The following is a 13,480-nucleotide window of genomic DNA, read 5'->3' as shown; positions in this document are numbered from 1 at the left end:
ACAGCCCTTGATCCCCCCCGGCTTGTATATTTTTTGAGCTGTGATAGTGTCCGGATACGCCTCAACCCATCGAGGCTTGTGAAAACCCCGCCTGATTTGGCGGGGTTTTGCTTTTTTTGTGCAGAAGAAAGGAGTCTGCCCTGATCATGACCGCACCTTCCATCACCCTTACTCGACTGGACGTGCAACGTCTGGAGCGCCTGATCGAAAGCCTGGACGACACGCTGCCGGGCGTTATTGCGTTGCAAACCGAACTGGATCGCGCCGATACCCTGGTCGGCCACGATGAAGTGCCGGCTGATGTCGTGACCATGAATTCCCGTGTGCATTGCCGCGAAGAGGGCAGTGGCAAGGACTACCACCTGACGCTCGTCTATCCCAAGGATGCCAATGCCGACGAAGGCCGGATTTCGATCCTGGCGCCCGTGGGCAGCGCGTTGCTCGGCCTGAAGGTCGGGCAGCACATCGATTGGCCCGCTCCTGGTGGCAAAACCCTCAAGCTCACCCTGCTCGAGGTCGAATCGCAGCCTGCCAACGGCGGCGCCTTCCCGGAATGACCACCCCTCAGAGCAATTCGAGCGCGTCGTTCAAGGCGCGCTCCAGGTCGGCCTTGTAGCGCAGGTACAAATTGCTGGAGCTCTGGCCGTCACCGATCAGGCCCGACAGGTCCAGGTCGGTGATGTAGCAGCGATAGCGCTCGGTTTCGCGGCGCTGCTCGACGATTTCCCGGGCGACCACGCTGAACAACTGCTCACCATGTTCCAGCTCTGAAAATTCCCGCTGATTGCAGTACAACGTGACGTGCACTTCCCCCGGTGCGGCCTTGCCGACGATCGCCTGCACATCGTAGAACGGCTTGGCGACCGGGGTCTGCGGGGCGGGGCGGGCTTCGACCCGGCGCGCGCGTCCGGGGCCGGAGGGCAGCAACTGGTAATACAGGGTGTCGAGGCCTGGCTGGGCGGCCTCCATCGACAGCAAGGCGTCACGCCGGTACTGGATCGATTGCAGGAAGCGTTGCAGCGGCACCAGCAGGCTCTGTTCGTCGTGATAGGGCAGGCGCTGTTGCCACAGGGCATTGAATTCATCCAGCACGTACAGCTCGGCCTGGGTGTCGAGCACCCGGTAGAACACCTGGAGGCAGGCGGGCTGGCCCATGGGCAGGATCAGTGCCAGGTCGTGATCTTCCAGCGCCATCGGATCCAGGTGCAGCGGGCTGTAGCTGGCCAGTTCTTCGCCCAGGTAGTCGAACAGCGCCGGCAAGGTGGCGAGGGCAACGTGGTTGACCTGGCCCGGCACCAGTTCCAGCACGTGGTAATGCTGCTGGACCTGAATCAGGTAGCGGTGATTGAGCTTGCTCAACAGCAGATTCTGCGCGGTGTCGAGCACTTCCTCGACTCGCCGGGCAATGAACTGCGCGCGGTTATGGCAGAAGCAACGCACGCGCAACCTGGGTTGCTGCGGGCCGTTCGGCAGGTTGTTGAGGTAGTCGCGCAGGCAGTCGAGCAGGGCATGGGGCCCGTCGAAGCGGCTGACCAGCACCTCGTTCCAGCTATTGAGCGTGACCTGATCCAGGGTCAGCACCAGGTTTTCCCGCACCCCGGCGTAACTCAGGGAGTCGGTGCGCTCGGTGGTCATCAGGATGTTCAGGTCGCGATGGTGCTTGAGCGGGTCGACGCCGACGTTCACCAGAATCAGCACCTCGCTCGGCACGCTGGCACGCAGCAGCGGTTCTTCGGCGACCGTGGGCAGCGGCAGGGCGATGCTCTGTTGCAGGCTGCCGAGCAGGTTGAACAGCTCGAACTCGCTCAGGTCGCTGTCGCCGGGGTGCAAGGCCAGGCGGGTGCTGCTGTCGATCACGCCATTGCGGTGGCACCAGCTCAACAGTTCGAGCAAATGGCGGCTGCGCTTGATCGGGGCGAAATGTTCCCATTCAAGGGCTGTCAGGCTGCCGTTGTACAGGCCCCAGTAGGTTTGCACCGACTCTGCCTTGTTGGGGGCGTGCACCAGCGTCAGGGTGTCTTCGGCCAGGTCCGGAGCGATGCCCGGATTGATGAACTCGACCTTGTCTGCCTTGCGCTCGAACGCCGCGTACAGGCGTCGGCCCAGCACATTGAGGTCGCGCTTGTTGATCAGGCTCACGGTCTGTTCGTTGCGGGCGAATTCGGTCAGGAAGCGATAGCTGTAATTGAGTTCGTTGACCAGTGCCCGGCGCTCGGCGCTGACCTGGCGGACCTTCCACTGGCTGCGGCTGTCGAGCAGCGCCAACTGCCGATGATCCCAGTGCCATTCATGGGCCAGTCGCTCCAGCAGCGAACGCTGCCAGCTCTGGGTGCGACTGCTGCCGGTGAGTTTGCGGTTGACCTTCAAATACAGCGCCCGCCGTACCAGTTCCAGGCGCTCGGGTTCGCCACGGGCGATGAGGTACTCCTCGATGCGCCGGTACACCACCACGTAGGGGTCCAGCTCGTCGAGGTCCAGGCGGTTGGCGAACACCGCTTGCTTGAACCGCAGGCTCAGGCACTGGACCCTGGGGTGTTCACTGGCGTAGACCTCGGTCAGCAGCAGCTTGAGCACCGACTTGTAGGGGGACTCGATGCCCTTGAACAGTTGCCATAACCCGGCCCCGATGAATTCGCCGGGCGGGATGTAGGCCAGATGCCCCAGGTCGAGGGTCTCGTCGGCACGGATAAAGCGTTTGGACAGCAAGGTATGGGTGTAGCGGTCGTAGCTGGCTTCTTCGTACACCGGCACCAGCCACCAGATCGGAGTGCGCCCGGCCAGCCAGATGGCGGTGCGGTAGAACTCGTCCAGCAGCAGGTAGTGCTGGGTGGTGCCGCAGTCTTCCGAACTCAACTGTGTATCGCGTTCGCCCAGCACGAAGCGCGCCGGATCGATCAGGAAGAAATGCGCCTCGGCGCCCTGGCTGGCGGCCCAGGTTTCGAGCAGCTGGCACTTTTTACGCAGCTCGGCGAGTTCGTTTTCCGTCAGGTCCGGCGCGTGGCAGACCCAGACGTCCATGTCGCTCTGATCGGCCTGGGCGAGGGTGCCCAGGCTGCCCATCAGGAACAGGCCATGGATCGGGCGCGGCGGGTTGCTGCCATGGCGCGGCTTGTAGGAAAACGAGCGGGTCAGGCGCTGGGCTTCGGCCAGGGCATTGGCATCCGGTTCGAAGTTCGAAAGCCCCGCGGGGGTACTGCCCGAGACGTAGCCCGGCAGCAAGGGATGGTTGACGTGAAAGAACAGCGGCAGCAAGGTCAGGACGCCTTGCTGGCGGGTCGACAGGCCCTCCATGGCGCGGGCCATGCGACCTTCATTGAGCTTTAAAAAGCGTGCACGCAGCTGGCTGAGCACCTTGCGGTCGATGCCTTCGTCCAGATCAGGGCGTATTTCATGGGTGCGGGTCATGTCAGCTCAAACCGGCTCGCAAAGGCTCGGACATCGTGTCTCGGGATGCAGCGCAGTTTAGCCTCCCGGCAGCGGGACGTTTAAGCGGATTTTGTTTTTGACGTCAGATTTCTGTTGCGAGGCGACGGCAGGCACCCGGTGTGCCCGCGGAAATCCCGACGTGGGGCTTTCCGTGGGCGATACGGTGCGAGTCAGGCGGTTTCCGGAGTCTTCAAGATGATCAGGAGGGACTGTACGTGTTCGGCGGCATCGTGACCCAAGCGGGTCAGGTAACCGCCATCCGGCTGGTCGATCAGTCCTTTTTCAAACAGGCGTTGAGCGGCAGCGATAGCTTTCGGGGCAGCGGTCTGATGAATTTTCAAACCTTCCTGGGAACTGTCCAGGTTGAAGAGTGCGAGGATTTCCAGTTCGGCAACCAATTCAGGTGTAAGCGACATAAGGACTCCAGACTTTCTAGGAATTGAGCGACAGCGCCCCTAAGGTGAACCTGCTGGTGCGGCATGTCCAGTGCCCGCAGAACGGTTTTACAATTGGAATGAAATTGCCCGTCCTGCAGGAGCGAGCCCGCCCGCGAGGGGTGGGCTACTTCTTTTCCGGTGGCAGCTCGGGCAGGGCGCGCAACGCCGCTTCGTACCATTGGGTGTTGAACGCGCGGTCTTCTTCGAGAATCGCGTCGATTTCCACCGCCAGTACGTGGGCCATCAGGTTGAGGATCTCTTCACGCTCGTAACCCACCAGGGTCAGTTTGTTGAAGGTCGCCTTGGCGGCCGGCGGGTTTTCGCTTTCGATCTGGTTTTCAATGGCTTCGATCAAGGTGTTTTCGGCGAATTCTTCTTCGTCGATGTCGATATCGGTTGGCTCGCTCATGGCCGGCTCCTCAAGGTCAGGCGCCCAGTCTACCTGCATTCAGCGCCGTGATGCTGCTGGCGGGAACGCTTCCGACGATCTATAAGACAGGCACTGCCCACCCCGCACGGCCCGGAGGCTTTGTGATGCTCGAGCTTTATGGTTTTTCCGTCAGCAATTACTACAACATGGTCAAGCTGGCGTTGCTGGAGAAAGGACTGGCGTTCAAGGAAGTGCCGTTCTACGGCGGCCAGACGCCGGAGGCACTGGCCATCAGCCCGCGGGGCAAGGTGCCGGTGCTGCGGACCGAACAGGGGTTCATCAACGAAACCGGCGTGATGCTCGACTACATCGAGGCAAGCCAGACCGGTACGCGGCTGCTGCCCGTCGATCCGTACCAGCGGGCGCAGGTCCTGGCGCTGGCCAAGGAGATCGAACTGTATATCGAGCTGCCGGGCCGGGCCTGTTATGCCGAAGCTTTTTTTGGCATGACGCTGCCGGAGGCGATCAAGGAAAAGACCCAGGCCGAGTTGCTGCTCGGATTTGCCTCGCTCGCCCGGCATGGCAAGTTCGCGCCCTACGTAGCGGGCGAAAGCCTGAGCATTGCGGACCTGTACTTCCTCTACAGCGTGCCGCTGGCTTGCGCGGTGGGGCAGAAGCTGTTCGGGATTGACCTGCTGGCCGAGATGCCGGCTGCCAAGGCGTTGCTGGAGCGCCTGGAGCAGAATTCGAACGTGCAGCGCATTGCGGCAGACAAGGACGCCGCGATGCCAGCGTTCATGGCGATGGTGGCGGCCAAGCGCTAGGTTTGCCGCGTTTTCAAACGCCGTCTCGCCGGCAAGCCGGTCTCGATCCCACAGGTCCTCGGTTGAGTCCCGTGGGAGAGGGACCGGCTCGCCGGCGAAGCTTTTAGCTTTTAGCGGCTGGCCAGCAGTGCCTGGCCACGCACCACTGCAGCTTTCACCTGGGCCGGCGCAGTCCCGCCGATATGGTCACGGGCATTGACCGAACCTTCCAGGGTCAGGACGGCAAACACGTCCTGATCGATCTGGTCGCTGAACTTGCGCAGCTCTTCCAGGCTCATCTCCGCCAGGTCCTTGCCGCTCTCGACGCCATACTTCACTGCGTGGCCGACGATTTCGTGGCAGTCACGGAACGGCAGGCCACGGCGCACCAGGTAATCGGCAAGGTCGGTGGCGGTGGAGAAACCGCGCAGCGCCGCTTCGCGCATGATGGCGTGCTTGGGTTTGATCGCCGGGATCATGTCGGCGAAGGCCCGCAGCGAGTCGCGCAGGGTGTCCGCAGCGTCGAACAGCGGCTCCTTGTCCTCCTGATTGTCCTTGTTGTAGGCCAGAGGCTGGCCTTTCATCAGGGTCAGCAGGCCCATGACCGCGCCGAAAACCCGGCCGGTCTTGCCGCGTACCAGCTCCGGCACGTCCGGGTTTTTCTTTTGCGGCATGATCGAGCTACCGGTGCAGAAACGGTCCGGCAGATCGATGAACTGGAATTGCGCGCTGGTCCACAGCACCAGCTCTTCGGAGAAGCGTGACAGGTGCATCATCGCGATGCTCGCGGCGGCGCAGAATTCGATCGCGAAGTCACGATCGGACACGTTGTCCAGCGAGTTGCCGCCCACGGCGTCGAAGCCCAGCAGTTGCGCGGTGTATTCGCGGTCGATCGGGTAGGTGGTGCCGGCCAGTGCAGCACTGCCCAGCGGCATGCGATTGGTGCGCTTGCGGCAGTCGACCAGGCGCTCGTAGTCGCGACTGAGCATTTCGAACCAGGCCAGCATGTGGTGGCCGAAGGTCACCGGTTGCGCGGTTTGCAGGTGGGTGAAGCCCGGCATGATGCTGCCAGCCTCGCGCTCGGCCTGCTCCAGCAAACCTTGTTGCAGGCGGGTGATTTCGCCCAGGATCAGGTCGATCTCGTCCCGTAGCCACAGGCGGATATCCGTCGCGACCTGGTCGTTGCGGCTGCGGCCGGTGTGCAGTTTCTTACCGGTGACGCCAATGCGATCGGTCAGGCGCGCCTCGATGTTCATATGAACGTCTTCGAGATCGATGCGCCAGTCGAACTGACCGGCCTCGATTTCGCCCTGGATGGTCTTCAGGCCATCGATGATGCTGTCGCGCTCGGCATCGGTCAGCACGCCGACCTTGGCCAGCATGGTGGCGTGGGCGATCGAGCCCATGATGTCGTGGCGATACAGGCGCTGGTCGAAGGTGACGGAGGCGGTGAAGCGGGCGACGAAGGCGTCGACGGGTTCACTGAAGCGGCCGCCCCAGGACTGATTGGTCTTGTCAGTGCTCATGAATTCGCTCGTATCGGCTGGTAAAGGATGGCGTGGAACGCTGGCACGGATAATAACAGGGTTGCCCAGGCTGTCGCTGACGCTGGTCGACAGGTTTTTCCCCGATGTACCCGTCTCTGGCGAAGCCTGCGCGAGGGCAAATGCGCAACGATATTTTTCAATTGAGCAATAACGTTCCTGCAACCGTCTACAGTTGGACAGTAGGGGCAGTGCACTTCTCGGTGCGGCTGCTGACTATAAGAAGAGGGGGTGTTCATATTGCGTATCAGCAAACCCTGTGGCGATGCCCCGCCAATGCGGGCCTGGGCCGCCAATTGCCCGGCAGATGAAAATTTAGCCGTCGGCCTGGCGGCACTTTTTGGCCCTCGCGCTAGTCTTAGCGTGGATCGCGGTGACGGACGTCACTTCACCTGTCTACGCTATCCTTTTGCGAGACTCACGCAGGAATCCAGCGCAATATGAATGTCCTGATCGTTGATGACGAACCCCTTGCCCGCGAGCGCCTGAGCCGAATGGTTGGCGAACTCGAGGGATACAGTGTCCTGGAGCCCAGCGCCACGAACGGCGAAGAGGCGTTGGCACTGATCGACAGCCACAAGCCGGATATCGTCTTGCTCGATATTCGCATGCCCGGCCTCGATGGCCTGCAAGTGGCTGCCCGATTGTGTGAACGCGAGACCCCGCCGGCTGTGGTGTTTTGCACAGGGTCCGATGAATTTGCCGTGGAAGCCTTTCAGGCCAGTGCCGTAGGCTATCTGGTGAAACCGGTGCGTACAGAACAATTGCATGATGCGTTGAAAAATGCCGAGCGGCCCAATCGTGTCCAGCTCGCCGCCCTGACCCGTCCTGCCGCCGAATCCGGCAGCGGCCCGCGCAGCCACATCAGCGCGCGAACCCGCAAAGGCATTGAACTGATCCCGTTGGGGCAGGTGGTCTATTTCATCGCCGACCACAAATACGTGACCCTGCGCCACGAGGGCGGCGAAGTGCTGCTGGATGAGCCGCTCAAGGCCCTCGAAGATGAATTTGGTGACCGATTCGTGCGTATCCACCGCAACGCTCTCGTCGCCCGCGACCGCATCGAACGCCTGCAGCGCACGCCGTTGGGACATTTCCAGCTGTTTCTCAAAGGCCTAAATGGCGACGCCCTGATCGTCAGCCGCCGTCATGTGGCGGGCGTACGCAAGATGATGCAGCAGTTGTAATTCGCCCCGCGCAGGCGAGTTTTTCACCCGATTGCCGGACATCCGGGGCCAGGGAGGCCGAGTATTACCTGATACAAGTCAAAGTGGATTTGGCTGAGCTGTTATCATCCGCCGTATCTCTTCCAGTACGGATTGATCCATGTCCTCTCGCGAAATCCGCATCGCCACCCGCAAAAGCGCCCTTGCCCTGTGGCAGGCCGAATATGTCAAAGCGTGTCTGGAGAAGGCCCATCCGGGTCTGCTCGTGACGCTGGTTCCCATGGTCAGTCGCGGCGACAAGCTGCTGGACTCGCCGCTGTCGAAAATCGGCGGCAAGGGCCTGTTCGTCAAGGAGCTGGAAACCGCGCTGCTGGAAAACGAAGCCGACATCGCCGTGCACTCCATGAAGGACGTGCCGATGGACTTCCCTGAAGGCCTTGGCCTGTTCTGCATTTGCGAACGCGAAGACCCGCGTGATGCGTTCGTTTCCAATGCCTTCGCCAGCCTGGACGCCTTGCCGCAGGGCAGCATCGTCGGTACTTCCAGCCTGCGTCGCCAGGCCCAGTTGCTGACCCGTCGTCCCGACCTGGAAATCCGCTTCCTGCGGGGCAACGTCAACACGCGCCTGGCCAAGCTCGATGCCGGCGAGTACGACGCCATCATCCTGGCCGCCGCCGGCCTGATTCGCCTGGGCTTCGAAGACCGGATCACCTCGACCATCAGCGTCGACGACAGTCTGCCCGCCGGTGGCCAGGGCGCGGTGGGGATCGAGTGTCGCACCGCCGACAGCGAAATCCAGGCGTTGCTCGCGCCGCTGCACCATCAGGACACCGCCACCCGTGTCACGGCCGAACGTGCCCTCAACAAGCATTTGAACGGCGGCTGCCAGGTGCCGATCGCCTGCTACGCGGTGCTGGAAGGCGAGCAGATCTGGTTGCGTGGTCTGGTGGGCGATCCGAAGGGCGGCCTGCTGCTGAGTGCCGACGCCCGTGCCCCGCACGGCGATGCCCAGGCATTGGGTGTGCGAGTGGCCGAAGACCTGCTGGGCCAGGGTGCCGATGACATTCTCAAGGCGGTCTATGGCGAGGCAGGTCACGAGTGAGCGCCTGGCGCCTGCTGCTGACGCGTCCCGAGGATGAGTCGGCGGCGCTGAGCGTGGTGTTGGCCGAAGAGGGGATTTTCAGCAGCAGTCTGCCGCTTTTGGAAATTGAACCGATTGCAGCCTCTGACACAATGTGCCAGGTCATTCGGGCGCTGGATCGCTACTGCGCGATCATTGTGGTCAGCAAACCTGCCGCGAGGATCGCGGTGCAGTTGCTGGAGCAATACGGCCCGCCACGCGAAGGTCTGAAGTGGTTCAGTGTGGGCGCGGCGACGGCGCAGATCCTCGATCTTCACCGGCTGGATGTCAGCTTTCCGCCCGAGGGCGATGACAGCGAAGCCTTGTTGGGCCTGGCATCGCTGCGCCAGGCAGTGAGCCGGCCTGAACCGCGGGTGTTGATCATGCGCGGGGAGGGGGGGCGCGAGTTACTCGCTGAGCGCTTGCGCGAGCTGGGTGCTAGTGTCGATTATCTGGAGTTGTATCGCCGTGGCCTGCCGCAGTATGCGGCGCACGCCCTGCCCGAGCGGATCCGCGCGGAACGCTTGAATGGGCTGGTGGTCAGCAGTGGACAGGGTTTTGAGCACCTGCAGCAATTGGCCGGCGCCGCCTGGCCACAATTGGCGCAGTTGCCGTTGTTTGTTCCAAGCCCGAGGGTCGCCGAGCTGGCACGCGCCGCCGGTGCCCAAACAGTTGTGGATTGTCGTGGCGCCAGTGCCGCGGCTTTGCTGACGGCGTTACGGGAGCATCCCGAACCCGTTTTCTAATGCAAAGGATGGATACGTGAACGAAACTGCCTTGCCTAAAGATGACTCCCGGCCAGTGATCGATCTCGATGCGTCGGTTGAAACACCGGTTGAAAGTGCACCGCCCGCTGCCACGCAGCGCCGGGGCAATGGGCTGGCAATCGTCGCACTGCTGCTGGGTGCCGCCGGTGTGGCCGTGGGCGGTTGGGGCGTGTGGCAGGTGCGACACCTGCAAGCCAGCACGCAACAGCAGTTGAGCCAGGTGCAGGCGTTGAACGACCAGGCGCAAAGCCTGAAGCTCAACGAACAGCGCTTGAGCGCGCGCCTCGAGCAAATGCCGGCCGCCGAAGAACTCGATGCCCGCAGTCGACTGGTGATCCAGTTGCAGGGCGATCAGCAACGCCTGAATCAACGTCTGGAAACCGTCCTTGGCGCCAGTCGCAAGGATTGGCGCCTGGCTGAGGCCGAGCACTTGCTGCGCCTGGCCAGCCTGCGCCTATCGGCGTTGCAGGACATCAGTAGCGCCCAGGCCCTGGTGCAGGGCGCCGACGAAATTCTTCGCGAGCAGAACGATCCGGGCTCCTTTGCCGCTCGCGAGCAGGTGGCGAAGACCCTGGTCGCCCTGCGCAGCACCGAGCAACCTGATCGCACCGGCCTTTTCCTGCGCCTGGGGGCGTTGCGTGACCAGGTGATCAGCCTCACCGAGCTGGCGCCCGAGTACAAGGATCGCGGCGAATCGCTGCTGGGCCTGACTGCCGATGGCGACGGCGCGAGCCGCTGGGCGCAATGGTGGGACCAGATTTCCCGCTACATCCGCATCGACTTCAATGCCGACAAGAATGTGCGCCCACTGCTGGCCGGCCAGAGCCTGAGCCAGGTGCGCCTGGCCTTGAGCCTGGCGCTGGAGCAGGCGCAATGGGCGGCGCTCAATGGCCAGGCGCCGGTGTATACCCAGGCGCTGGCCGAGGCGCGGGACGTGCTCAAGGGCAACTTCAATCCCGACAATCCTCAGAGCAAAGTGATGCTCGAGCAGGTGGTCGAGTTGAGCAAGGAACCGGTCACCGTGGCGACACCTGACCTGACCGGCACCTTGAGCGCCGTTCAAGCCTATCTTGAACGCCGCAATGTCAATGCCGAAGACTCGATCAAACCCCTGGCCAAACCTGCCACGGACACCGCGCAGGAGGCCACGCCATGAAACGCCTCTACGTGATCCTGTTCCTAGTCATCGCCGCTGCCGCCGCGCTGGGGCTGGCGATTGCCGAGCATTCCGGCTACGTGCTGATCGCCTACAAGGGTTTCCGTTTCGAATCGAGCCTGTGGGCGACCCTGGCGCTGGTGGCGGTGTTGTGGCTGGTGTTCTGGGGGATCAAGGCCCTGGTCGAGCTGGTGATGACCTCCAGTGGAGTGGTCAATCCCTGGTCGCGGCGCAATCGTAGCCGGCGGGTGCAGGTGGCGATCGAACATGGTCAGCTGGACCTGGCCGAAGGTCGCTGGGCCAGTGCGCAGCGTCACTTGCACCGTGCCGCCGAGGCCGAGCGTCAGCCGTTGCTTTACTACCTCGGCGCTGCCCGGGCGGCCAATGAACAAGGTCACTACGAGGAAAGCGACAGCCTCCTGGAGCGGGCACTGGAGCGCCAGCCTCAGGCTGAGCTGGCCATTGCCCTGAACCATGCCCAATTGCAGACCGACCGTGGTGACACCGAGGGCGCCCTGGCGACATTGCAGGCCATGCACGAGCGGCATCCGCACAACGTTCAGGTGCTGCGTCAGTTGCAGCGTTTGCATCAGCAGCGCGGTGAGTGGTCGGAGGTGATCCGCCTCCTGCCGGAGCTGCGCAAGGACAAGGTGTTGCCATCGAGCGAACTGGCCGAGCTGGAGCGCCGTGCGTGGGGGCAGAACCTGTCCCTGGCGGCACGTCAGGAAGACGGCGAGGTCGGTTTGCAGTCACTCAATCGCGCCTGGCAGCAGCTCACTTCGGCGCAACGCCAGGAGCCGCAACTGGTGCTGGCGTACGCCGAGCAACTCCGGCAACTGGGCGCCCAGGTCGAAGCCGAGGAGGTTCTGCGAACGGCGCTCAAGCGTCACTATGACAGCCATCTGGCGCGTCTCTACGGCTTGGTTCGCGGCAGTGACCCGGCGCGTCAACTGCAGACCGCCGAGAGCTGGCTCAAGGATCATCCGGCTGATCCAAGCCTGCTGTTGACACTGGGCCGCCTGTGTTTGCAAAACAGCCTGTGGGGCAAAGCGCGCGATTATCTGGAAAGCAGCCTGCGGGTGCAGCGCAATCCCGAAGCCTGTGCGGAGCTGGCGCGATTGCTCGCACAGTTGGGCGACACCGAGGGTAGCAACCAGCTGTTTCAGGAAGGCCTTGGACTTCTCGATGACCGCTTGCTGGCCGCGCCGCTGCCGGTGCCGGTTCACGCCTGACGGAACGTATGCGACGTTGCCGGCGACCACGCCGGTGACGTCAGGCAGCGTGCTCAAGTTCGGCTGAGACCGGTAATTCTGTCCGCTTCTGACAGTTTTTTTCAGTCCAAGGCAAAGTCCTACAAGTCCCTACATCCATTCTTCCGGATTCTGTCGGCAACGCCCTACAGGTTCGGTAGAAGTGTCCCTGCTGCGTTGTCTTGAAAGGCTGGCACGCTTTCCTCTACCGTAACCACTTGTCTCTATCGGTACGGAAAAGCCATGTCGTTGGCCTGCTCACGCTCCTTGTTTTTCATGGTTTTCGTTGCTGGTGCCTTGGCCTTGGGCGTTTCCTATTACCTGGAATATGCGGTCGGCCTCCAGCCTTGCGGAATGTGTCTGTTACAGCGGATTTTTCTCGCACTGCTCACCGGATGCTGCCTGATGGCCGCGGTGCACGGGCCGGGTCGCCTGGGATCTTTCGGCTATTGGCTGCTGGCCTTGCTGTGCACGCTGGCGGGGACGGTGACGGCGTGGCGCCAGGTGTTGTTGCAGGCCAATCCGCAGCCACATCCGGGTCTGTGTTCACCCAGCCTCTCCGACCTGCTGGCCAGCCATCCCTGGATGCAAGTCGTGCCGCTGATGTTCAACGGCACCACCGATTGCGCGCATGTTTCCTGGACGCTGTTCGACCTGAGTCTTCCAGAGTGGAGTCTGCTGTTCTTCGTGGCCATGACGGTCCTGAGCGTTTACCGGTTATTGCGCCTCCTGCGCATCGCTTGTCAGCGACCGCTCAGCGGCGAGTCGTCGCACCCGGCGCTGGCTCGCGATTAAACACTTGTATGAACTTTATCTCCTGCGTACCTTGAAGCCATTAGCGTGCGGGCATAATCTGGCCCGCACGTGTCGTCGCGTTTATGTTGCTCGAATGGCGCTCTGCCTGACCGATTCTGCCCATCAAGAGCACGACGGATCCAGGGCAGCATGACCCAAAAGGGAAGAGAGATCACCATGCTCGAAAGTTGTCAGAATGCTCAGGAACGCTGGGGTGGAGTGCATCTGCTGATCGATCGCTGGTTGCAGGAGCGTCACGAACTGGTTCGGGCCTATGATGCTCTCGGCGCCAAGCCTGAGGCTCTCGGGGAGAACCGCCAGCCATTGCAGGAATTCTGTGGCGTGCTGGTCGATTACGTCTCTGCCGGACATTTCGAGATCTATGAACAGTTGACGGGCGAAGCCAAGGCCTTTGGCGATACGCGCGGACTCGAGCTGGCCGAGACGATCTACCCGCGAATCGACGTCATCACCGAGAAGCTGCTCGCGTTCAACGACCTGTGTGATGCAGGGAAATGCGTGGCAGAGAAATTCAAGGAACTGGGTGGCCTGTTGCACGAGCGCTTCGAACTGGAGGACTGCCTGATCGAAGTCCTGCACAACGCTCACAAGGAAGAGGATTCGGTTCAAGCCTGAATCAGCTTGC

At 62.2% G+C, this 13,480-nt stretch carries 13 protein-coding genes and 1 pseudogene; 10 read left to right on the top strand and 4 right to left on the bottom strand.

The window, feature by feature from the left end:
- Positions 1-146: 146 nt before the first annotated feature.
- Complete coding sequence (gene rnk, locus IB249_RS17970) at positions 147-557, top strand: nucleoside diphosphate kinase regulator (protein WP_192307085.1); 411 nt, start codon at positions 147-149, stop codon at positions 555-557.
- Between the two features lie 7 nt (positions 558-564).
- Here the strand turns inward: rnk and IB249_RS17965 are convergent, their stop codons facing one another.
- The 3 genes from IB249_RS17965 to IB249_RS17955 all read right to left on the bottom strand — a co-directional run bounded on the left by IB249_RS17965 (position 565) and on the right by IB249_RS17955 (position 4,272).
- Positions 565-3,405 carry a class I adenylate cyclase gene (locus IB249_RS17965; protein ID WP_192307084.1) on the bottom strand — a complete coding sequence of 947 codons (2,841 nt, stop codon included), beginning with the start codon at positions 3,403-3,405 and terminating at the stop codon, positions 565-567.
- Between the two features lie 191 nt (positions 3,406-3,596).
- Positions 3,597-3,842, bottom strand: a complete 246-nt coding sequence (locus IB249_RS17960; RefSeq protein ID WP_192307083.1) for a TIGR02647 family protein — start codon at positions 3,840-3,842, stop codon at positions 3,597-3,599.
- A gap of 145 nt (positions 3,843-3,987) precedes the next feature.
- Entirely contained in the window at positions 3,988-4,272 is a 285-nt protein-coding gene (locus IB249_RS17955; protein ID WP_192307082.1) for a hypothetical protein, read from the bottom strand.
- A gap of 125 nt (positions 4,273-4,397) precedes the next feature.
- Here IB249_RS17955 and IB249_RS17950 point away from each other — a divergent pair, with 125 nt between their 5' ends.
- Entirely contained in the window at positions 4,398-5,057 is a 660-nt protein-coding gene (locus IB249_RS17950; protein ID WP_192307081.1) for a glutathione S-transferase, read from the top strand.
- A 110-nt stretch (positions 5,058-5,167) separates the two neighbouring features.
- On the opposite strand, the gene argH is transcribed toward IB249_RS17950, so the two are convergent.
- On the bottom strand, positions 5,168-6,562 hold the full coding sequence (gene argH, locus IB249_RS17945; protein ID WP_192307080.1) for an argininosuccinate lyase: 1,395 nt from the start codon (positions 6,560-6,562) through the stop codon (positions 5,168-5,170).
- 345 nt (positions 6,563-6,907) lie between these two features.
- On the opposite strand from argH, the pseudogene IB249_RS30215 reads away from it, so the two are divergent.
- From IB249_RS30215 to rsd, 8 genes and pseudogenes are all read left to right on the top strand, one after another.
- Positions 6,908-7,024 (top strand): annotated as a pseudogene (locus IB249_RS30215) (sensor histidine kinase); the annotation flags it as partial.
- On the top strand, positions 7,021-7,767 hold the full coding sequence (locus IB249_RS17940; RefSeq protein WP_192307079.1) for a LytR/AlgR family response regulator transcription factor: 747 nt from the start codon (positions 7,021-7,023) through the stop codon (positions 7,765-7,767). The pseudogene IB249_RS30215 and the gene IB249_RS17940, both read left to right, overlap by 4 nt.
- 139 nt (positions 7,768-7,906) lie before the next feature.
- A complete protein-coding gene (hemC, locus tag IB249_RS17935) occupies positions 7,907-8,848 on the top strand; it encodes a hydroxymethylbilane synthase (protein ID WP_192307078.1) in 942 nt (313 codons plus the stop codon).
- Positions 8,845-9,612 carry a uroporphyrinogen-III synthase gene (locus tag IB249_RS17930; protein ID WP_192307077.1) on the top strand — a complete coding sequence of 256 codons (768 nt, stop codon included), beginning with the start codon at positions 8,845-8,847 and terminating at the stop codon, positions 9,610-9,612. The genes hemC and IB249_RS17930 overlap by 4 nt, the downstream gene beginning before the upstream one ends.
- Positions 9,613-9,628: 16 nt before the next feature.
- The gene (locus IB249_RS17925) at positions 9,629-10,789 is read left to right on the top strand and encodes a uroporphyrinogen-III C-methyltransferase (protein ID WP_192307076.1); all 1,161 of its coding nucleotides are present in this window, start codon (positions 9,629-9,631) and stop codon (positions 10,787-10,789) included.
- Entirely contained in the window at positions 10,786-12,021 is a 1,236-nt protein-coding gene (locus IB249_RS17920; RefSeq protein ID WP_192307075.1) for a heme biosynthesis protein HemY, read from the top strand. The genes IB249_RS17925 and IB249_RS17920 overlap by 4 nt, the downstream gene beginning before the upstream one ends.
- Before the next feature lie 261 nt (positions 12,022-12,282).
- Complete coding sequence (locus IB249_RS17915) at positions 12,283-12,834, top strand: disulfide bond formation protein B (protein ID WP_192307074.1); 552 nt, start codon at positions 12,283-12,285, stop codon at positions 12,832-12,834.
- 177 nt (positions 12,835-13,011) lie between these two features.
- Complete coding sequence (rsd, locus tag IB249_RS17910) at positions 13,012-13,470, top strand: sigma D regulator (RefSeq protein WP_192307073.1); 459 nt, start codon at positions 13,012-13,014, stop codon at positions 13,468-13,470.
- Positions 13,471-13,480 lie beyond the last annotated feature (10 nt).

Source organism: Pseudomonas sp. PDM04 (assembly GCF_014851765.1).
Taxonomy (GTDB): Bacteria; Pseudomonadota; Gammaproteobacteria; order Pseudomonadales; family Pseudomonadaceae; genus Aquipseudomonas.
This window is presented reverse-complemented; position numbering and strand designations above follow the sequence as displayed.